Below are 20,792 nucleotides of genomic sequence, written 5' to 3' on the forward strand. Positions count from 1 at the left end.
GGTCACCTGCCCATGGTGCGGGCCGTCAGACGTCGCTGCGCACCAGCCGGTACGCCGCTCCCGCCAGGGCGAGCGCCGTCCAGCCGAGGAAGACCAGCAGTCCCGCGGTGGGAGACAGGGTGGTGCTGTCGTGGGTCAGCGCGAACATCGACTCGCCCGCGTTGCTCGGCAGGTAGGGGCTGATGTCGTCCTGCCAGGAGCTGGGCAGCAGGGAGATCAGCCCCGGGATCAGCATCAGCGTGGCGACCAGCACCGAGATGCCGCCGGCCACCGACCGCAGCAGTGCGCCCAGGGCGGTGCCGATCACCCCGACCAGGCCGAGGTAGAGTCCGGCGCCCAGCAGGCTGCGTACGACGCCCGCGTGCGTCAGGCTCATCGCGGCGGGCGTGCCGGAGACGATGGAGCTGCCGAACCCGAAGGCGACGAACGCGCCGAGGGTACCGATGATCAGCGCGACCAGCCCGAACACGGCCGCCTTGGACCACAGCACGGGCAGCCGGCGCGGTACGGCCGCCATGGTGGAGCGGATCATGCCGGTGGAGTACTCCCCCGCCGTGACCAGCACGCCGAGCACGCCGAGGGCGAGCTGGGCGAAGTTGGTGCCGAACAGGGACAGGCGCACGGCCGTGGACTGGGCGAAGTCCCGGTCCAGGTGGCCGGAGTCGTACCCGGACTTGTAGCGGCTCGCGGCGATCAGACCGAAGGCGACGAGGAACAGCAGGCCGAGGCCGAGGGTGATCCACGTCGAGCGCAGCGACCACAGTTTGGCCCACTCCGAGGCCAGCACGCGCCGTCCGGTCACCCGGTAGGCGGGGCGGGCGGGAGCGGCCGGGGGCGTCTCGACGGGCGCGGCGAGGGTGCTCATGCCGCCCTCCCGTCGGCCGCGGGGGTCTCGATGCCGGCCGTGGAACCCTGGTACTCCACGGCATCCCTGGTCAGGTTCATGAACGCCTCTTCCAATGACACCGTGCGCGCGGACAGTTCGAACAGCGCGATTCCGTGCTCGGCGGCCTTGAGGCCGACCTCGCGGGCGCTCAGCCCGGTCACCTGGAGCTCTTCGGAGCCGGCCCGGCCCGTGATGTCGACGCCGGGACCGGCCAGCACCTCCCGCAGCCGTGCCGGGTCCTGTGTGGCCACCTTCACCGTGTCGCCGCCCGCGTCGCGGACGAGGTCCCGCACGGTGGTGTCGGCCAGCAGCCGGCCGCGGCCCACGATGATGAGATGGTCCGCCACCAGGGCCATCTCGCTCATCAGGTGGGACGACACGAACACCGTCCGGCCCTCCTCGGCGAGTGCCTTCAGCAGGTTGCGGATCCAGAGCACGCCCTCCGGGTCCAGCCCGTTGACCGGCTCGTCCAGCATGACCGTCTGCGGATCGCCCAGCAGGGCCGCTGCGATGCCGAGCCGCTGGCCCATGCCGAGCGAGAAGGCACCGGCCCGGTTCTTCGCCACGCTGCCCAGTCCCGCGAGGTCGATGACCTCGTCGACCCGGCGGGCGGGAATCCCGTGCGTCAGCGCGAGCGCCCGCAGGTGGTTGTGGGCGGAGCGGCCCGGGTGGATCGACTTGGCTTCCAGGAGGGCGCCGACCTCCTGGAGGGGTGCGTGGTGCCGGGCGTAGTGCCGGCCGTTCACCCGCACGGTCCCGCTCGTCGGTGCGTCGAGCCCGACGATCATGCGCATGGTCGTGGACTTTCCCGCACCGTTGGGCCCCAGGAAGCCGGTCACCGTGCCCGGCTCGACGGTGAAGTCCAGCCGGTCGACGGCCGTCTTCTCGCCGTACCTCTTGGTCAGCTGCTGTGCCTCGATCATTCGCGTCTCTTCCTGTCGGACACCGGCGCCCGTCCGTTGCCCCTGACGCCTCACCCACCACGCTAGGGTCCGGAACACGCCGATCCGGTGGTACCGGGGACTGATCCGCGCGCGTCGGGTCGTACCGCGGTACTACGTGCCGCAGCTGCCGAGTGCGCTGTTCAGGATGCGTTCAGGCGGGGAGTGCCATCGTGCGGATCATGACCGCAGAGCACGTCGTCGACGACCGTCCCCTCACTCCCGTTCGCCGGATGGCGAACAAGGTGCCGGAGGTGACCGTCTACTTCTGGATCATCAAGGTGCTGACCACCGGTATGGGCGAGACGGCGTCGGACCTCCTGGCCCACCTGTTCGGCCCGGTACCGGCGGTCGCGCTCGGCGGTCTGGCCCTGGTGGCCTCCCTGGCCGTCCAGTTCACTCTGCGCAGATACGTCGCCTGGGCCTACTGGACCGCCGTCGTCATGGTCAGCGTGTTCGGCACCATGGCCGCCGATGTCCTGCACGTCGGCCTGGGCGTGCCGTACACCGTGTCGACCCCGGCCTTCCTCGTCGTACTGACCGCGGTCTTCGTACTCTGGTACGCGAGCGAGGGGACGCTGTCCATCCACGGCATCCGCACCCGTCGGCGCGAGGTGTTCTACTGGGCCGCCGTTCTCGCCACCTTCGCCCTCGGCACCGCGGCCGGCGACCTCACCGCCACCACCGGCTTCGGCTACCTCGGATCGGCCGTCCTCTTCGCGGCCGCCATCTGCGTCCCCGCCGTGGCGCACCGTTTCGGCGCCCTGAACGCGGTGGCCGCCTTCTGGACGGCGTACGTCATCACCCGGCCCCTCGGTGCCTCCCTCGCCGACTGGATGGCCCTCGGCCACAGCCGCGGCGGCCTCGGCCTGGGACTGGGGCCGGTCACCCTGGCATGGACGGTCGCCATCGTCGCGTTCGTCTGCTCTCTCGCCCTGTCACAGCGCGACACCCGCACCCGCACCACGGCCTGACCGGCGGCACGCGGGAGCGGCCCGGCGGACGAGGTCCTCGAGGATCACGCCGCGGGTGCGGCAGTGGCGGTAGCCGGGTGCACGCATGCGGCCGCCCATGTCCTCGCGGCCGGCCCAGCGGCCGCGAAGGAGCCGAGGTCAGGCCGGTGTCTCTTCGTGGTGCTCCTCCTCGCTCGGCAGGCCCTCCGGGCGGCGGCCGCGCGGCTGCTGGGGCTCGGGGCGGACCGAGCCGGGCGGGACCTGCCGGTCCACCGGCTCATCGACGGTCACGGTCAGCGGCTCGCCGAAATGGAGCACGGTCAGCGGTTCCCCCTCCACCAGCTGGTAGCGCGCACGGGTCCGCCCGATGTCGACCTTCAGCCTCCGTCCGCGTGTCTGCACCGTGAAGGCCACCCTGGACAGCGCTTCGGGCAGCCGCGGTGCGAACCCGAGCAGGCCCGGCTTCCCGTCGTCGTCAAGGTGTCGCCGCAGGCCGCCGAAGCCGCCGACCAGGGCGAGCCAGGTCCCCGCGAGGGAGGCGATGTGGAGACCGTCACGGGTGTTGTGCTCCAGGTCGTCGAGGTCCATCAGCGCGGCCTCGGCGAGGTAGGCGTAGGCCAGTCGCAGATGCCCGGTCTCGGCCGCGAGCACCGCCTGGCAGCACGCCGACAGGGAGGAGTCCCGGACGGTCAGCGCCTCGTAGTAGGCGAAGTTGCGTACCTTCTCCTCGTCGGTGAAGGCGTACGGGCACTCCAGCATCGCCAGTACCACGTCGGCCTGCTTCACCACTTGCTTGCGGTACAGGTCGAAGTAGGGGTAGTGCAGCAGGAGCGGGTAGTGCTCGGGTGGGGTGGCGTCGAAGTCCCAGTGCTGGAAGTCCGTGAAGCCGGCCGACTGCTCGTGCACGCCGAGGGTCTCGTTGTACGGCATCGCCATCCGGACCGCGGCCTCGCGCCAGCCGGCGGTCTCCTCGTCGTCGACACCGAGTTCCTCGGCCCGGTCCGGATAACGCGCGGCCACGTCCGCGGCGGCCATCAGGTTCTGGCGGGCCATCAGGTTGGTGTACAGGTTGTCCCGCGCGATGGCGCTGTACTCGTCGGGTCCGGTGACGCCGTCGATGTGGAAGACACCGTCGGTGTCGTGGTGGCCGAGGCGACGCCACAGCCGGGCGGTGTCGACGAGGAGGTCGAGGCCCTCGTTCCGCTCGAACTCCTCGTCTCCGGTGACCATGACGTACCGGACGGCCGCCATGGCGATGTCCGCGTTGATGTGGAAGGCAGCCGTCCCGGCCGGCCAGTAGGCGGACGACTCCGAACCGTCGATCGTCCGCCAGGGGAACATGGCCCCCGCGAGGTTCAGCTCACGGGCGCGTGCCCGCGCCGCCGGCAGCATGCGGTGCCGCCAGCGCAGCGCCGACGCGACGGCCTCCGGGGCGGTGAACGTCAGTACCGGCAGCACGTAGGACTCGGTGTCCCAGAACGAGTGCCCGTCGTACCCGGTCCCGGTCAGCCCCTTCGCGGGAATCGCCCGGTTCTCGCCCCGGGCGGCCGCCTGGAGCACGTGGAAGAGCGCGAACCGTACCGCCTGCTGGATCTGCGCGTCGCCCTCGACCTCCACGTCCGCTCCGGCCCAGAACTCGTCCAGATACGCCCGCTGCCCCGCCACCAGCCCGTCCCAGCCGGCGCTGACCGCCGCCGCCACCGCGCCGTCCACCTGGTCGCGCACGGCCGACAGCGAACGCTCCGCGGACCAGCCGTAGGCCACGAACTTGAACAGCCGCAGCGGCTGCCCGGGCGCCAGGTCCGCCGTCACCGTCAGTCGACTGACGTCGGGCTCGCTCTGTGCCGTCCACCGGGTGCTCTCCGGCCCTTCGACCAGATGGTCGGCCGCCGCTCCCACCCGCAGCGCGCTGCGGTCGGTGCAGTGCAGCAGCCGCAGCCGGGTGCCTTGTGCGAAGCTCTCCTCCGGCGTCAGCGGGGACTCGATCGCCGCGGCGACCCGCGGATCGCCCTGCAGACTGGGCAGTTGTTCGTTCGCGACGAGTTCCGACTGAACGGCCACCGTGACCGGTCCGTCGACCGGCTCGACCTCGTACACGACCGCGGCCACCGCCCGCTGGGTGAAGGACACCAGCCGCCGCGAGGTGATGCGGACCGTACGGCCGCCGGGAGACATCCACCGTGCGGTACGGCTGAGCACACCGGTCCGGAAGTCCAGAACCCGCTCGTGCTCCAGCAGCCGGCCGTAGCGCAGATCGCACGGGTGATCGTCCACCAGCAGTCGGATGATCTTGCCGTCGGTGATGTTGATCATCGTCTGGCCGGACTCGGGATACCCGTAGCCGGCCTCCGCGTAGGGCAGGGGATGCCGCTCGAACACGCCGTTGAGATAAGCGCCGGGCAGCCCGTGGGGCTCCCCCTCGTCGAGGTTGCCTCGCCAGCCGATGTGCCCGTTGGACAGGGCGAACACCGACTCGCTCTGGGCGAGCAGGTCCAGGTTCAGCTCGTTCTCACGCAGGCACCAGGGCTCCACCGTGAAACTGGGATGAATGATCACCGCGACTCCAGGATCTCGGCCGGACCGCTGACCACGAGGTCCGCCCGGCACCCCGTCCTCGCGGAGCCGGCCGTCCCTGCGTTCGTCGTGGTCGTCCACCGCCTCGAAGGGCACAAAGTCAGTCGCCTCGCTTGTGACGCGTTTGCGGAGATGTTCGTCGAACAGCGCGTTTCCGGGCAGCCGCAGGTACTTTCACGGTCCGGGTCAGCACGGCGTCGAGGCTAGGTGGTGCCCACGGCCGACGCTTCGCACGCACCGTCCGGCACGCCGGAAGGCACCCGCTCGGTCGAGGCACCGCACGGCGGCCATGGCGACGGCCGGCGCGTGGGGCGGGCTACGAGTCGGACTGCGGCACGCGCACGGCCAGTTGGTACACGCACCGGTGGCAGGCGCCGGGGATGGCCGCCGCCGCCGATAGCGGGTGTCTCGCTCAGCCGGCCCTGCGGGTTCTGACTCCGTCGGCTTCGAAGTCGTAGACGGTCCGGTTGATGCGCAGGCCGTCGACAGCGCCGGTCCACAGGTGGTCGCGGCCCTTGCTCACCGCGGCGGGGTAGCTGGTCGGCTGTGCGCCGCCGTCGTCGAGCTGGGGTTTCAGGTGCTCGAAGTTGCATGGGTCAAGCCTCCGGGACCCGGTCTCCCCTACGCTCTCCAGATGGCTGACGAGTGTTTCGGGCATCCACGGCTCGCCGCGATCTACGATCCCCTCGACCCCGACCGCAGCGATCTCGACGCCTATCTCGGAATGGCAGCGGAGTTCGGGGCGCATCAGGTCCTGGACATCGGCTGCGGCACTGGAGTGTTCGCGCTTCTCCTGGCCGACCGGGGGATCGAGGTCGTCGGTGTCGATCCCGCCTCGGCGTCCGTCGATGTCGCTCGGGCCAAGCCCGGAAGCGAGCGAGTGCGCTGGATCCGGGGTGATGCGACCGACCTGCCGCCGCTGCAGGTCGACCTCGTGACGATGACCGCGAACGTCGCCCAGGCCATCGTCGATCCACAGACGTGGCGGACGACGTTGCGCGGAACCTACGAAGCGCTGCGGCCCGGCGGGCGTCTGGTCTTCGAGACCCGTGATCCGGCCCGACGCGCCTGGGAGGAGTGGACCCGCGAACTCTCCCATCGCGTGACGGAGATCCCGGGCGTCGGCTCCGTCGAGAGCTGGGTCCAGGTGATCGAGGTGAGCCCGCCCCTGGTGACCTTCCGCGGGACCTACGGCTTCGCTGCGGACGCAGAGGTGCTGACCTCGGATTCGACGTTGCGGTTCCGAGAACGGGCCGAGGTCGAGCGGGACTTGGCCGCGCAGGGCTATGTGGTCGACGAGGTCCGCGACGCGCCTGACCGACCGGGAAGGGAGTTCGTCTTCGTGGCACGACGTCCGTGACCTTCGAGGTGCCACACCGGTCGCGATCGAGTTTCGCGCGGACCGCAGGTTCAGTCCCCGGCGATCCTGATGACCGTCCTGCCGGGGACGCGACGCTCGGGGGCGAAGGCCGCGGCCGCCTCGGTCAGCGGGCGGACCGCGCCGACCCGCACCCGGAGACGTCCGTCCCGGAGCCGCTGCGCCAGGTCCGCGAGGCGCGCCCGGTCGGGTTCCACGACGAAGAAGAGCGCCCGGCCGTCCTCGGGCCGGACCGTGGGCGGCTGGGCGATCGAGACGAGCGTGCCGCCCGCCCGCACCAGCGCGGCCGAACCGTCGAGGACGTCACCGCCGATCACGTCGAACACCACGTCGACCTCACCGGCGTCCGCCATCCGCCCGGTGTCGAGGTCCAGGAACGTGTGCGCGCCGAGCGCGAGGACGGTGTCCCGGTCGGCGGGGCGGCCGGTGCCGATCACGCGGGTACCGGCCTCTCGCGCGAGCTGTACCGCCAGCGAGCCGACGCTCCCCGCGGCGCCGTGGATCAGGACGGTCTGGCCGGTCACGATCCGCGCGTGGTCGAACAGGCCCTGCCAGGCCGTCAGACCGGCGATCGGCAGCGCGGCCGCCACCGTATGGTCGACGTCCGCGGGCAGCGGGGCCAGGTTACGAGCCTCCACGGCGACGTACTCGGCCAGCGATCCGTCGCGGGCCCAGTCGGTCAGGCCGAAGACGCGCTGGCCGACCGTGAGACCGGTGGTGCCGTATCCGAGCTCCGCCACGACACCCGAGACCTCGTGCCCGGGCACGCTCGGGGTTCGGTCACGGCCGGCGCGATCCGTCCATGTCCCGGGCCAGGTGAGCTCTCCCCGGGTGAATCCCGCGGCATGCACCCGCACGATCACGTCGTTCTCCGCGGCATGGGGATACGGCAGGTCGGTCAGGGTCAGCCCGCTGACTCCGGCGTCGCGGTCGCTGACGGTGACGGCTTGCATGAGCGTTCCTCCTGTCTGCTCCGTGAACGGGCCTGCGCGTGCGAACGTCCGGGCCCGGGGGGCCGGCGCGCGGACTTCTCGGAGACCGTTCGGGCGAGGCTGTCCAGCCGTGCCTGGTACCCGTCGAGGAACGGGGTCGGTCGCTGCCGGGCCGGTTCCGCGGCCGGCTGACCGATCCGGGTCCCCCGGGTCAGGTCATCACCAAAAAGAGTCCTCGCCCTGTGCTGTCTCCCGTGCTCCTGGCTGCATCGTCGCCATTCGGGTGCCTTGCCGCCACTCGGCGACACCCTTCAGCGGGCCGCCCGCACCTGGTGGGCGAGGGCGGTACCGGGATGCCGTAGCTCCCGCTCGAACATCGCGGGCGCCTCCGCCCGGGCAGCCGGCAGGTCAGAATCCGATGGCTTCGCGGAGCAGCAGGACCGTGCCGCGTCCGGCCTGGTGTTCCGCGTTGAGGATGAGGAGCCGGTTGACGGCGCTCGGCCATCCGTAGGCCTCCCGGGTGCGGGCGCTCTCCAGCGGGAGGCAGTGGTCCTCGACGCGCCGCAGCGCGGTGTCCAGGTCGGGTACCACCTTCTGCGCCCCGACGATCCAGATCGCGCGGCCCGCGCCGCCGGCGTAGCCGGGCAGTTGGCTCCCGCTGCCCGAGGCCACCACGAGGGAGCCGGTCTCGGTGAGCGCGGCGACGCTGCCCACGATGACGTCGGGACAGGCGAGCAGCCGCCGGATGTCGTCGGCGCCGGTGCCGCGGTCCATGGCCAGGACGCGTGGCTTGACGGCCTGGTACCGTCCGCCCGCGTTGATGTCCTCGTCGATGCCGGACAGGCGGAGGGTCTCGCTGGCGGCGGTGAACACGCCGGCGCCCTCCGGTATCAGTTCCTTGACGCGGGTGCGCGCGGCTGCGGCGTCGTCGAGGATCTCCACGGTGAAGCCGTGCGCGGTCAGTGCCGCGGCCGCCCGTTCCAGGCGCTGCTCGGGCGCCGGGGCGGCGAACTGTGTTGCCGGTATGGGGGTGGTCATGGTGTCTCCGGGGTTCCTGTTCGCTGGATGATGTGTCCGTCTCACCGGTTCGACAACACAGCCCGGCGGAACGTCAGGCGGCGAGCGGACCTCACATTCCGGTGCGCCGTCTTGTCGAACCGATGAGGACAGCTGCGACCGAGGGAGACATCGCCACCATGACCACGCGATCCGGGCAAGGACACGGACAGGCCGATCCGGGCCTGGACGCGATCATGAGCGAGCGGCGACAGCTGATGAACATCGCCTAACGGCTCCTGGGCTCAGTGGCCGAGGCCGAGGACGCCGTCCAGGAGACCTACACCCGCTGGTACGCGCTGTCCCCCGGGCAGCGGGACGCCATCGATTCCCCCGGCGCCTGGCTGACGACGGTCGCAGGCCGCATCTGCCTCAACGTGCTCGGCTCCGCCCGGGTCCGGCGGGAGACCTACGTGGGCGAATGGATCCCCGAGCCGCTGCCCGAACGCGCGGAATGGACCACCGGGCGGCCCGGCGGCACCACCGCCGACCCGGCCGACCGGGTCACCCTGGACGAGTCGGTCAGTCTGGCCTTCCTTGTCGTGCTCGAATCGATGACCCCGGCCGAACGGGTCGCGTTCGTCCTCCACGACGTCTTCTGCCACTCCTTCGCCGAGGTGGCCGAGATCGTGGGACGTACCCCGGCGGCATGCCGTCAGCTGGCCTCCTCGGCCCGCCGCCGGGTCCGGGCCGCGCGGCCTTCCGCGGCTCCGACGGCCGAGCGCGCCGGAGTCGTCAGGGACTTCAGGCGGGCATGGGAGGCCCAGGACATCGACGCGCTCGTCGGCCTGCTCGACCCCGCCGCCACGGCTACCGCCGACGGCGGCGGACTCGCCACGACCTTCCTGCACCCCATCGAGGGCGGCGAGCGGATCGCCCACGCCTGGCTGGAGATCGCCCGTCGCAGGCCCGGCACCATGGCGCTCCTCGAGCGTACGGTCAGCGGTCAGCCCGGGCTGGTGGCCGTACAGGACGGCGTCGTCGTGACGGTGTTCGCGTTCGACGTCGCGGGCGACCGGATCACACACATCTGGGTCATGCGCAACCCCGAGAAACTCCGCCACTGGACGACGACAGACCGACCGGCGGCACCACGGCCGTCCTCGCTCTCGGGCCCCTCCGCCTACGGGTGTTACGCCTGCCACCAGCGGTCGGCCTCGACGCGAGCCAACTCGGCGTCGTACTGACACGCGTCGAAGTGGAGGTCCGGCGGAGCGTGGGGCACGGGGCTGTTCCCCACCCGCGGCACCTCCCAGTCCGACCACTGCACGATGTCCCCGAACCGCTGGACGACCACGGTCAGGAAGCCGCAGCAGCCACCGGTGCAGTCCGGCTCCCCCAGCTCCAGGCGGAGCGCCTCTGCGGACGCCCGAAACGGGCTGGGGCGGCCGGCCGGCAGCGCATCGACCGCGTACGGTCCGCGTCCGCCCGGGCCGACCGCCTCCTCGACCACGTCCTCGCCGTTGACCCGGAACCGCACCTGCGCGGCGAACCGGGGTCCGGGCGGCAACACCACGATCTCCAGACGATCGAACATCCGACCACCCTATCCAGTCCCAGCCAGCGCCCCGCCGAGTCGTCTCCGACGTTTCCTGAGTGCTGCGGGCTTGAGGGTCGGTTCGCCGCGGGTCAACGTTCCGCGGCGAACGACTCGACGTAGGCCAGGGCTCCGTACAGCGCGTCTCGCAGGGGTGTCGACTCGCCGGCCGCCTGATCCAGCAGCGCTCCGCCCTGGAACGCCATCGACGACTACGCCCCCACGGCCGGCGCGATGCGTACGGCCGCCGCGAGCCTGAACCACGCCCAGCCCGGCGACCCGGTCAAGGCCGCGCGCGCCATCGTCGAGATGGCCGCCACCCCCGAGCCGCCCCTGCGCCTCCCGCTCGGAGCCGACACCCTGCAAGCCTTCGACGCCAAACTGGACACCTTCCGCAAGGAGATGGACGCCTGGCGGCACGTCGCCCTCGCCACCGATCACGACTAGGACAGCCCTGCCGACCTTCACGCCCTGGACGAGTTACCCACCGGTCCGGCCCAGCACGCAGCACCCGCATTCACACACATGAACATCATGCACATGGGTGTACATGGTCTGAGCCTGCATGCCACACTCCTTCAACTTCTGTGCACCACAGTCCAGTTGGAGAGGCAGGCAGTCATGTCCATCTCCCGTCGGGCCGTGCTGGCCACGGCCGGCGGCGCCGCGGCCGCCTACGCCGGCGTACCTCTGCCCGCGCACGCCGAGGCCGGGCACGTGCCGGCCGCCACCACGCACATCCTCACGGCCGCCGCCGACTACGCGGTCGAGAAGGTCCGCGCCGTCGCACCCGGCGTCAGCGGCTTCCCGGTCGTGACCAAGTTCGAGAAGTGGACCTACTCCCAGAACGGCGACTGGGTCGGGGGGTTCTGGCCCGGCACCCTGTGGATGTGCTGGCTCCACACCGACGACGACCGGTTCCGCACCCTCGCCCTGGACTCCGCCCGCAAGCTCGCCCCCCGCCGCACCGACACCACCACCCACGACCTCGGATTCCTGTTCACCCCCTCCTGGGTCACCGCCTGGCGGCTGACCGGAGACGACCAGTGGCGCACCGGCGCCATCCAGGCGGCCGACTCCCTCAGCCGGCGCTACAACCCGCACGGCCGGTTCCTGCGCGCCTGGGGTGCGCTGGACGACCCCGCCAACGCCGGGCGCATCATCATGGACACGATGATGAACCTTGATCTGCTCGTCTTCGCCACACAGCAGACCGGTGACACCGCCTATCTCGACATCGCCGTCGCCCACGCCGAGACAGCCCAGCGCCTCTTCCCACGGGCCGACGGTTCCACCCCGCACGTCTGGGACCTCGACCCGGCGACCGGCGCCCCCATCGGCCCCAACACCGTCCAGGGGTACAGCCCCACCTCCTGCTGGTCCCGCGGACAGGCCTGGGGGATCTACGGATTCACCACCCTCTACCGCCGTACCGCCGACCGCCGGTTCCTCACCACGGCGACGCGCCTCGCCGACTACGCCATCGGCGTGCTCACCCCCGACCACGTGCCGGTCTGGGACTACCGGGCACCCCAGCACCCCCACGACATCAAGGACGCGTCCGCCGGAGCCATCATGGCCTGCGGGCTCCTCGACCTGGCCGCCGCGACCGGCCATCAGAAGTACCGCGGCGTCGCCCTGCGGCTGCTGACCGCGCTCGCACAGACCTGCCTGACCAAAGCCTCCACCCGGGCGGACGCCGTTGTCGCCCGCTGCACCCGCAACCGGCCCGCCGAGGACGGCATCGAGGTCTCCCTCCCCTACGCCGACTACTACCTCCTCGAAGGCATCCACCGGGTCCTCCACCGCGAGGCGCTGGACCGCGCCATCGACCTCACCATGCCCTGACCGCGACGGCGCGCGGGCGCGGCGACAGTGGGCGCCGCGTTCGCCCGCCGGGGCGGCACCGGCCGGCCTCCCGCAGTTCAGTGGCTGTTACATGGATCACTGTCCCTCGCGCCGACCGGTGGTGAGATGATCACACCATGGGGACGGAAGAACTCGTTCGGCGCCGGACGCGCCGAGCCGTCACGCCGGCAGCCGGCGTCCCAGACCACCGAGTGGACCTTCCGCGCCCCGAAAGGGGAAGTACCGTGTCCGTGTTCCAGCGCATCCTCGTCGCCGTCGATCCCAGCCCCGCCCGCCGCTCCGCCGTACGGCTGGCCGGCGAGCTGGCGCGGCTCGCGAACGCCGAGGTCCGCGTCGTACACGTCATCGCCTCCGCCGCCTCCGTCGCGGCGGTCGTCCCGCTGGAAGGCGACACCGAGGCCCAGGCCGTTCTCGACGAGGCGCTCGCCGCCCTCCGGGACCAGGGCGTCAAGGCCGAGGGAACCCTTCTGAGGGGGCTCACCACCCAGGTCGCCGCCGCCATCTCGGAGACCGCCGAGGAGTTCGGCGCCGATCTCATCGTGCTGAGCCCGCACCACCGCAGCGCCGCCCAGGCGCTGTTCGACCCGCGGGTCAGCGATGCCGTCGCGCACCACACCCACACCGCGATCCTGCTCGCCCCGGAGAGCCAGGACCAGGACTGACCTGATGCGAGCCCTGGGGTCGCCGCGGACCTTCCTGTCCGCGGCGGCCCCGGGGCTCCCGCATGCGGGCCCTCCGCGCGAGCCGACGCCGTCCCCTAGCGTCGACGCCAGGGCAGCGCCTCCCGTTCGCCACCGTCGGCGTCCATCCGCTGGAGCGCGGCGTTGATCGCCTCACCGACCGCGGCGAACTCAGCCACCTGCTCGGGGGTCAGGGCGTCGAAGACGGCCCGGCGGACAGCCTCCACGTGGCCGGGGGCCGCGCGCTCCAGGAGGCGCATGCCCTCCTCGGTGAGGACGGCGAACTGGTTGCGACGGTTGCCGGGGTCCTCACGGCGGTCGACGTAACCGGCCTCCTGAAGACGGGTCACGGCGTGGGTGAGCCGGCTCCGGGTGATCTTCAGGCGTTCGGCCAGCTCGGACATGGTCAGGCTGTGATCCGGGACCGAGGACAGGTGGGCGAGCAGGGTGTAGTCGGCGTGGGTCATGCCCGCGTCGCGCCGCAGCTGGCGATTGAGGTGGTCGGACAGGTGGGTGGAGAACTGGACGTAGGCGAGCCACGCCCGTCGTTCCTCGGGGTTCAGCCAGCGTGGCGTCGTGGTCATGCGCGCACTGTAACCAGTCACGTTTGAATGTTCATACTTCCGCGCCTCCGCCCGGACGCGTGTTTCCGGCGTCGTGGCCGGGCCCTCCCGGGTGTCCCGGAGCGGGGCGCGGGAACACGTCCGCGGACGTGTTCCCGCGCCTGGCGGCGGGCCGGGGTGTCAGGCGCCGACGTACTCCGCGAGGTGCTCGGCGGTGAGGGTCTTGCGGGTGGCCACGAGGTCGGCCGGGGTGCCCTCGAAGACGATCCGGCCGCCGTCATGGCCGGCGCCGGGGCCGAGGTCGATGATCCAGTCGGCGTGGGCCATGACCGCCTGGTGGTGCTCGACGACGATGACGGACTTACCGGCGTCGACCAGCCGGTCGAGCAGGCCGAGGAGTTGCTCGACGTCGGCGAGGTGCAGGCCCGCGGTCGGCTCGTCGAGGACGTAGACGCCACCCTTGTCGGCCATGTGCGTGGCCAGCTTGAGGCGCTGGCGCTCGCCGCCGGACAGGGTGGTGAGCGGCTGACCGATGGTGAGGTAGCCGAGGCCGACGTCCTGGAGGCGCTGGGCGATCCGCTGGGCGGCCGGGACGTTCGCCTCGTCCGCCGCGAAGAACACCACGGCCTCGTTCACCGAGAGGGCCAGCACCTCGCTGATGTCGCGGCCGTGGAGCGCGTAGTCGAGCACCGACCTCTCGAACCGCTTCCCCTCGCAGTCCTCGCAGGTGGTGGCCACGCCGGCCATCATCGCCAGGTCGGTGTAGATGACGCCGGCGCCGTTGCAGGTGGGGCAGGCGCCCTCGGAGTTGGGGCTGAACAGGGCCGGCTTGACGCCGTTCTCCTTGGCGAAGGCCTTGCGGATCGGTTCGAGGAGCCCGGTGTACGTCGCCGGGTTGCTGCGCCGGGAGCCGCGGATGGCGCCCTGGTCGACGGAGATCACCCCGGCGCCGGCCGGGATCGAGCCGTGCACCAGGGAGCTCTTGCCGGACCCGGCGACGCCGGTGACGACGGTCAGGACCCCGAGCGGGACGTCTACGTCGACGCCCTGCAGGTTGTGGGTGCTCGCGCCGCGGATCTCCAGCGCCCCGGTGGGCTTGCGGACGGTCTCCTTCAGGGTGGCCCGGTCGTCGATGTGCCGGCCGGTGATGGTGCCGGCCTTGCGGAGGCCCTCGACGGTGCCCTCGAAGCAGACGGTGCCGCCGCCTGCGCCGGCGCCGGGGCCGAGGTCGACGACGTGGTCGGCGATCGCGATGACCTCGGGCTTGTGCTCGACGACGAGGACGGTGTTGCCCTTGTCGCGCAGTTGCAGCAGCAGGCCGTTCATGCGCTGGATGTCGTGCGGGTGCAGGCCGGTGGTGGGCTCGTCGAAGACGTAGGTGGCGTCGGTGAGCGAGGAGCCGAGGTGGCGGATCATCTTGGTGCGCTGCGCCTCGCCACCGGACAGGGTGCCCGCCGGCCGGTCCAGCGAGAGATAGCCGAGGCCGATCTCCACGAACGACTCGAGGGTGTCGCGGAGCGTCGTGAGGAGCGGCGCCACCGACGGCTCGTCAAGGGTCTTGACCCATGCGGCCAGGTCGCTGATCTGCATCGCGCAGGCGTCGGCGATGCTGATCCCGGCGATCTTCGAGGAGCGGGCGCCCTCGCTCAGGCGGGTGCCGTCGCACTCGGGACAGGTGGCGAAGGTGACCGCCCGCTCCACGAACTCGCGGATGTGCGGCTGCATCGACTCCTTGTCCTTGGAGAGCATCGACTTCTGGATCCGCGGGATCAGACCTTCGTACGTCATGTTGATGCCCGCGATCTTCATCCGGGTCGGCTCGCGGTGCAGGAAGTCGTGGAGTTCCTTCTTGGTGAACTTCCTGATCGGCTTGTCCGGGTCGAAGAAGCCGGACTCGGTGTAGAGGCGGGAGTTCCAGCCGCCGCCCTTGTAGCCGGGGACGGTGATCGCGCCCTCGTTGAGGGACTTGGTGTCGTCGTAGAGCTGGCCGAGGTCGAGGTCGGTGACGGCGCCGCGGCCCTCGCAGCGCGGGCACATGCCGCCGGTGATGCTGAAGCTGCGGCGCTCCTTGACCTGCTGTCCGCCGCGTTCGACGGTGACGGCGCCGGCCCCGCTGATGGAGGCGATGTTGAAGGAGAACGCCTTGGGCGAGCCGATGTGCGGCTTGCCGAGCCGGCTGAAGAGGATCCGCAGCAGTGCGTTGGCGTCGGTGGCGGTGCCGACGGTGGAGCGGGGGTCGCCGCCCATCCGCTGCTGGTCCACGATGATCGCGGTGGTCAGGCCGTCGAGGACGTCGACCTCGGGGCGGGCCAGGTTGGGCATGAAGCCCTGGACGAAGGCGGGGTAGGTCTCGTTGATCAGCCGCTGTGACTCGGCGGCGATGGTGTCGAACACCAGCGAGCTCTTGCCCGAGCCGGAGACTCCGGTGAAGACCGTCAGCCGGCGCTTCGGGATCTCGATGCTGACGTCCTTGAGGTTGTTCTCTCGCGCGCCGTGCACACGGATCAGGTCGTGGCTGTCCGCCACGTGCGGCGTGGACGCCTGCGTCTCTGTCTTTCCGGCCATGCTCAAACCCGTCTCCATCCGCTGCGCGGGGCCTCCGTCGACGGCCGCCACGCTAGCCGGGGTGGAACACTAGCGCTTCTCCATTACTGACCGGTCCCACCGCCCGCCGACCGGTCCCACCACCCGCCGACCGGTCCCACCACCCGCCCACTGACCTGCCCGGCCGCCCGACCGCCCGCTGACCTGCCCGGCCGCCCGACCGCCCGCTGACCTGCCACGCCGCCCGGCCGGCCGCGGGCGGGCGGCGGGGCGGGCGGGCCGGGGCCGGCGGCCGGCGCGGGCGGACGGCCCGGGGCCGGCGGCCGGCGCGGGTCGAGTGCCGGCGCGGGCGGCCGGGCCAGGGCCGGCGGCCGGCGCAGGCGGGCCAGGGCCGGCGTCCGGCGCAGGCTGACCAGGGCCGGCGTCCGGCGCAGGCGGGCCAGGGCCGGGGGGCGGCGCGGGCAGGCGGCCAGCGCGGGCCCGGTGTCGGCGCGGGCGGCCGGGCCAGGGCCGGGGGCTGGCGTGGGCCGGGGGCCGGCACAGGCTGACCAGGACCCGGGGGGCGGCGCGGGCCGGGGGGGCGGCGCGGGCCCGGTGTCGGCGCGGGCGGCAAAGGGCCGGGGGTCGGCGGGGGCGGGCGGCAGCCGGGGGTCGGCGTGGGGCTCCACCGCCCAGGTCCCGCTGCCGGGTGGGCCCGGCGATCCCGCCGTACCGCACGGGCCCCTGCAAGGCCCTGCCGACCCGGGCCCTCGGCCACCGCTCACCCTGTCTCCGACGGACTGCCCGCCGGGCCCGGCTACGAAGATTTTGCGTTCTCGCGGGACGCCCATGAACCGACCCCGACCTGGGCGAAGTCCGCATTGTCCGCCCCCACGGCTCACAGATAACGGCGAGTTCACCGGGCTCCCCTTCCTCGGCGGTCTACGCGCGTGGTGTCATGCGCACGCTCACCCACCCCCCACGTGAGCGTCAACTCGACTAGGAGTCACGCATGCTGTCGAAGATTCTCGGTCGCGCGGGTGTCGCCCTGGCGGCCGGCGCGGCCGTGATCGCCGCCGCGGTCCCCGCGAACGCCGCGAGCTACACCGCGTTCGCCTTCTCGCTCAGCAGCAGCGAGCCCACGATCTACGACTTCATCAACTCGGCCACCAGCTCGCTCGACATGACGATGTACGAGCTGGAGGACACCACGGCCGTCAACGACCTCATAGCCCTGAAGAACAAGGGCGTCACCGTGCGGGTGGTCCTGGACCGGGCGCACCAGAGCGCCAACAGTTCCGCGTACAGCGCCCTGACCAAGGCGGGCGTGGGTGTGGTGTGGTCGCCGTCCGGTTTCGTCTACACGCACCAGAAGACCATCACGGTGGACGCCACCAAGTCGCTGGTCCTGACCGGCAACCTGACCTCGCAGTACTACTCGACCGGCCGGGACTACGGGGTGTTCACCGACGACACCCGCGATGTCGCCGCCATCGAGAAGGTGTTCGCCGCCGACTACGCCGGCACCTCGGTCACCCCCACCGACGGCGACCACCTGCTCTGGTCCCCCACCGACTCCCGGAGCCGGCTGCTGTCCGTGATCAACGCGGCCACCAAGACGCTCGACGTCGAGGAACTGGAGTTCAGCGACAGCACGGTGGTCAACGCGATCGTGGCCAGGGCCGAGGCGGGCGTGAAGGTGCGGATCGTTCTGGAGACCCCGGGCGACTACTCCAGCGAGGTCTCCGAGATCGAGAACGCCGGCGGCACGGTCGTCGGCTACTCCGACCCCGACGGCTTCTACGTCCACGCCAAGGCCATGGTCGCCGACTACGGCCTGTCCACCCAGGAGGTGGAGGCCGGCTCCATGAACATCAGCAGCAACTCCCTGTCCAGCAACCGGGAGCTGGGCATCATCCTGACCGGCACGGGGGTGGCCCAGTCGGTGGCCACGACCGTCGAGACCACGTTCAACAGCGACTACAAGGGCGGCACGGCCGCGTAGCGCAGTGGGCCTCCGGCCTCCCCACCCCGGCGACACCTGTGCACGGGCCGGGGTGGGGCTCGGCCACACGGGCGGGCCGCGGGGGCGTCCCGACGTCAGCGGGATTCGGCGATGGTCCCGCGAACGGCGAGGCGCGGGGTGAGGACGACCTCGTGCGGCTCGGTGCGGTCCTCGTCCAACCACTCGACGGCGGCGGCCGCCGCGTGTCGGGCCCGCTCCTCGACGGCGGCGGCCACCGCGCGCCGGGCCCGCTCCTCGACGGCCGCCGTCACCGCGCGCCGGGCCCGCTCCTCGACAGCCGCCCTCCGGCGGAAGGCGCGGGCCCGAGACAGGTCACCGTCCGGCGCGGTGGCAGGTCTCGGCATGCCGGACAGCCGGTGCCGCACCGTCCTGCCGTACCACCGCGGCCCGGTCCGCCCCACCCCGTGACCAGTACCGGAAACGAGATCACCGGGCCCGTCGTACGCCCGTCCGGCACCTGCCGCCCGACTGGCCGGCCCGCCGGGCGGAGACCGCGTTCCACCGGGTCGCCGCCGAGACCGAGGTCCCGGCCCGCCGGATGGCCGCCGGTCTTCGGGACACCATGCCCCTGTGACCGCTGTGACCCCTCCCATCCGGTCGACGGCCCCGCGGCTCGCCGGGAATCCCCTGGTCAGCACGGATCACCGCCGATCTATGCTTCTTGGAGCAGGAGGTTCGCCGGACCGCCGATGGAGAGGGTGCCCGGGTACGGCGACGCCGTCCGTCCGGCATCCGCACCGTGTCCGTCTCTCCCGAGGAAGCCCCCGTTGAACTTCTGGTCGATCTATGAGCACGGTTTCGCGCGGGTCGCCGCGTGCACCGGCCACACCGTCATCGCCGACCCCCTCGCCAACGCCGAGGCGGTCCTGCGCCAGGCCCGCCGCTGCGCCGAGGACGGCGTCGCCGTGGCCGTCTTCCCCGAGCTCGGCCTGACCGGTTACTCGATCGAGGACCTGCTCCTCCAGGACGTGGTGCTCGACCAGGTCGAGGAGGCCCTCGCGACGGTGGCGGCCGGTTCGGCCGGACTGCTGCCGGTCCTCGTCGTCGGCGCCCCGCTGCGCCACCGCAACCGGATCTACAACTGCGCGGTGTTCGTGCACCGCGGCCGGATCCTCGGTGTCGCACCGAAGTCGTACCCGCCGAACTACCGGGAGTTCTACGAGCGCCGGCAGATCGCCTCGGGCGACGACGAGCGGGGCGGCACCATCCGGATCGGCGGCGAGTCCGTGCCGTTCGGGGTGGACCTGCTGTTCGACGCGGAGGACGTCCCCGGCCTGGTGCTGCACGCCGAGATCTGCGAGGACATGTGGGTGCCGGTGCCGCCGAGCGCGGAGGCCGCGCTGGCCGGCGCGACCGTGCTGGTGAACCTCTCGGGCAGCCCGATCACGGTCGGCCGCGCGGAGGACCGCAAGCTGCTGTGCCGCTCGGCGTCGCAGCGCTGTCTGGCCGCGTACGTCTACGCGGCGGCCGGGCTGGGTGAGTCCTCGACGGACCTGTCCTGGGACGGCCAGACCATGATCTACGAGAACGGCGCCCTGCTCGCCGAGACGGACCGGTTCCCGCTGGACGACCAGTACGCGGTGGCCGACGTGGACCTGGACCTGCTGCGTCAGGAGCGGGCCCGGGTGGGCTCGTTCGACGACAACCGCCGTACGCACGCGGCACGCACCGGCAGCTTCCGTACCGTCCCCTTCCGGCTCGACCCGCCGACCGCCGACCTGGGCCTGCGCCGCCGGGTCGAACGCTTCCCCTTCGTCCCCGCGGACCTGGAACGGCTCGCCCTGGACTGCTACGAGGCGTACAACATCCAGGTCGCGGCGCTCCAGCAGCGGCTGGCGGCGATCGGCGGCCCGAAGGTGGTCATCGGGGTGTCCGGCGGCCTCGACTCCACCCACGCGCTGATCGTCGCCGCCCGGGCGATGGACCGCGCGGGCCGCCCGCGCAGCGACATCCTGGGCTTCACCCTGCCGGGCTTCGCCACCGGCGACCACACCAAGGGCAATGCCCACAAGCTGATGAACTCGCTCGGCGTGACCGCGGCCGAGCTGGACATCACGCCCACCGCGCGCCTCATGCTCAAGGAGATGGGCCACCCGTTCGCGGCCGACGAGCCGGTGTACGACATCACCTTCGAGAACGTCCAGGCCGGGTTGCGCACCGACTACCTCTTCCGGCTCGCCAACCAGCGCGGCGGCATCGTGCTGGGCACCGGTGACCTATCCGAGCTGGCGCTCGGCTGGTGCACCTACGGCGTCGGCGACCAGATGAGCCACTACAACGTCAACTCCGGTGTGCCGAAGACGCTGATCCAGCATCTGATCCGCTGGGTGATCAGCAGCGAGCAGTTCGACCCGCGCACCGGTGAGACCCTTGCCGCGATCCTCGACACGGAGATCAGTCCCGAACTGGTGCCGGGCGAGGAACTGCAGTCCACCGAGTCCAAGATCGGCCCGTACGCGCTGCACGACTTCACCCTGTACCAGGTGCTGCGGCACGGGTTCCGGCCGTCGAAGATCGCCTTCCTGGCCTGGCACGCCTGGCACGACCGGGAGGCGGGCGCCTGGCCGCCCGGCTTCCCCGAGTCCGACCGAAAGGCGTACGACCTGGCCGAGATCCGGCACTGGCTCGACTACTTCTGCCGGCGCTTCTTCGCCTTCGCCCAGTTCAAGCGCTCGGCCATGCCGAACGGCCCGAAGGTCTCGGCGGGCGGCTCCCTGTCTCCGCGTGGCGACTGGCGCGCCCCGTCGGACAGTTCGGCGAAGGCCTGGCTGCACGACCTGGCACGGGTCCCGGAGGCGTAGCCTTCCTGCCCGCGATTTGGTGTCCGCCCTGCGGCCACGCTAGGGTCGATCTCGCGCGCGGGACTCCAAATCC

Annotated in this window: 17 protein-coding genes and 1 pseudogene; 8 read left to right on the top strand and 10 right to left on the bottom strand. The window is 71.7% G+C overall.

From position 1 onward, the window contains the following. Positions 1-25 precede the first annotated feature (25 nt). Both ACWDGI_RS21240 and ACWDGI_RS21245 read right to left on the bottom strand, forming a co-directional pair. Entirely contained in the window at positions 26-865 is an 840-nt protein-coding gene (locus tag ACWDGI_RS21240) for an ABC transporter permease (protein ID WP_450761164.1), read from the bottom strand. Then, positions 862-1,809: an ABC transporter ATP-binding protein gene (locus ACWDGI_RS21245; protein ID WP_450761166.1), complete on the bottom strand. Its 948-nt coding sequence runs from the start codon at positions 1,807-1,809 to the stop codon at positions 862-864. The genes ACWDGI_RS21240 and ACWDGI_RS21245 overlap by 4 nt, the downstream gene beginning before the upstream one ends. Positions 1,810-2,009: 200 nt before the next feature. Here ACWDGI_RS21245 and ACWDGI_RS21250 point away from each other — a divergent pair, with 200 nt between their 5' ends. Next, positions 2,010-2,801, top strand: coding sequence for a COG4705 family protein (locus tag ACWDGI_RS21250; protein WP_450761168.1), 792 nt, complete (start codon positions 2,010-2,012; stop codon positions 2,799-2,801). 138 nt (positions 2,802-2,939) lie between these two features. Here ACWDGI_RS21250 and ACWDGI_RS21255 read toward each other — a convergent pair whose 3' ends face one another. Beyond that, positions 2,940-5,336 carry a glycoside hydrolase family 65 protein gene (locus ACWDGI_RS21255; protein ID WP_450761170.1) on the bottom strand — a complete coding sequence of 799 codons (2,397 nt, stop codon included), beginning with the start codon at positions 5,334-5,336 and terminating at the stop codon, positions 2,940-2,942. 430 nt (positions 5,337-5,766) lie between these two features. Further along, positions 5,767-6,012, bottom strand: coding sequence for a hypothetical protein (locus ACWDGI_RS21260; RefSeq protein WP_450761172.1), 246 nt, complete (start codon positions 6,010-6,012; stop codon positions 5,767-5,769). Here ACWDGI_RS21260 and ACWDGI_RS21265 point away from each other — a divergent pair. Further along, positions 5,989-6,714, top strand: coding sequence for a class I SAM-dependent methyltransferase (locus tag ACWDGI_RS21265; protein ID WP_450761174.1), 726 nt, complete (start codon positions 5,989-5,991; stop codon positions 6,712-6,714). The genes ACWDGI_RS21260 and ACWDGI_RS21265 overlap by 24 nt on opposite strands. Positions 6,715-6,764: 50 nt before the next feature. Here ACWDGI_RS21265 and ACWDGI_RS21270 read toward each other — a convergent pair whose 3' ends face one another. Together ACWDGI_RS21270 and ACWDGI_RS21275 are read right to left on the bottom strand one after the other, a co-directional pair. Then, a complete protein-coding gene (locus ACWDGI_RS21270) occupies positions 6,765-7,685 on the bottom strand; it encodes an NADP-dependent oxidoreductase (RefSeq protein ID WP_450761176.1) in 921 nt (306 codons plus the stop codon). A 387-nt stretch (positions 7,686-8,072) separates the two neighbouring features. Further along, positions 8,073-8,702, bottom strand: coding sequence for an LUD domain-containing protein (locus ACWDGI_RS21275; RefSeq protein ID WP_450761178.1), 630 nt, complete (start codon positions 8,700-8,702; stop codon positions 8,073-8,075). 158 nt (positions 8,703-8,860) lie between these two features. Between ACWDGI_RS21275 and sigJ the strand changes: the two are divergent. Continuing rightward, positions 8,861-9,907 (top strand): annotated as a pseudogene (gene sigJ / locus ACWDGI_RS21280) (RNA polymerase sigma factor SigJ). On the opposite strand, the gene ACWDGI_RS21285 reads toward sigJ, so the two are convergent. Further along, positions 9,853-10,257, bottom strand: a complete 405-nt coding sequence (locus ACWDGI_RS21285) for a hypothetical protein (RefSeq protein WP_450761179.1) — start codon at positions 10,255-10,257, stop codon at positions 9,853-9,855. The pseudogene sigJ and the gene ACWDGI_RS21285 overlap by 55 nt on opposite strands. A gap of 234 nt (positions 10,258-10,491) precedes the next feature. On the opposite strand from ACWDGI_RS21285, the gene ACWDGI_RS21290 reads away from it, so the two are divergent. The 3 genes from ACWDGI_RS21290 to ACWDGI_RS21300 all read left to right on the top strand — a co-directional run bounded on the left by ACWDGI_RS21290 (position 10,492) and on the right by ACWDGI_RS21300 (position 12,788). After that, positions 10,492-10,704: a hypothetical protein gene (locus ACWDGI_RS21290; protein ID WP_450761181.1), complete on the top strand. Its 213-nt coding sequence runs from the start codon at positions 10,492-10,494 to the stop codon at positions 10,702-10,704. A gap of 174 nt (positions 10,705-10,878) precedes the next feature. Beyond that, the gene (locus tag ACWDGI_RS21295) at positions 10,879-12,105 is read left to right on the top strand and encodes a glycoside hydrolase family 88 protein (RefSeq protein ID WP_450761183.1); all 1,227 of its coding nucleotides are present in this window, start codon (positions 10,879-10,881) and stop codon (positions 12,103-12,105) included. A gap of 251 nt (positions 12,106-12,356) precedes the next feature. Beyond that, positions 12,357-12,788, top strand: a complete 432-nt coding sequence (locus ACWDGI_RS21300) for a universal stress protein (RefSeq protein ID WP_450761384.1) — start codon at positions 12,357-12,359, stop codon at positions 12,786-12,788. 95 nt (positions 12,789-12,883) lie between these two features. On the opposite strand, the gene ACWDGI_RS21305 is transcribed toward ACWDGI_RS21300, so the two are convergent. Together ACWDGI_RS21305 and ACWDGI_RS21310 are read right to left on the bottom strand one after the other, a co-directional pair. Then, positions 12,884-13,390 carry a MarR family winged helix-turn-helix transcriptional regulator gene (locus ACWDGI_RS21305; RefSeq protein WP_450761184.1) on the bottom strand — a complete coding sequence of 169 codons (507 nt, stop codon included), beginning with the start codon at positions 13,388-13,390 and terminating at the stop codon, positions 12,884-12,886. A 159-nt stretch (positions 13,391-13,549) separates the two neighbouring features. Then, complete coding sequence (locus tag ACWDGI_RS21310; protein WP_450761186.1) at positions 13,550-15,934, bottom strand: ATP-binding cassette domain-containing protein; 2,385 nt, start codon at positions 15,932-15,934, stop codon at positions 13,550-13,552. A gap of 970 nt (positions 15,935-16,904) precedes the next feature. On the opposite strand from ACWDGI_RS21310, the gene ACWDGI_RS21315 reads away from it, so the two are divergent. Next, the gene (locus ACWDGI_RS21315; protein WP_450761188.1) at positions 16,905-17,897 is read left to right on the top strand and encodes a phospholipase D-like domain-containing protein; all 993 of its coding nucleotides are present in this window, start codon (positions 16,905-16,907) and stop codon (positions 17,895-17,897) included. A 95-nt stretch (positions 17,898-17,992) separates the two neighbouring features. Here ACWDGI_RS21315 and ACWDGI_RS21320 read toward each other — a convergent pair whose 3' ends face one another. Next, a complete protein-coding gene (locus tag ACWDGI_RS21320; protein ID WP_450761190.1) occupies positions 17,993-18,262 on the bottom strand; it encodes a hypothetical protein in 270 nt (89 codons plus the stop codon). A gap of 423 nt (positions 18,263-18,685) precedes the next feature. On the opposite strand from ACWDGI_RS21320, the gene ACWDGI_RS21325 reads away from it, so the two are divergent. Continuing rightward, positions 18,686-20,719: an NAD(+) synthase gene (locus tag ACWDGI_RS21325; protein WP_450761191.1), complete on the top strand. Its 2,034-nt coding sequence runs from the start codon at positions 18,686-18,688 to the stop codon at positions 20,717-20,719. Positions 20,720-20,792 lie beyond the last annotated feature (73 nt).

The organism is Streptomyces sp. NPDC001220 (genome assembly GCF_053597895.1).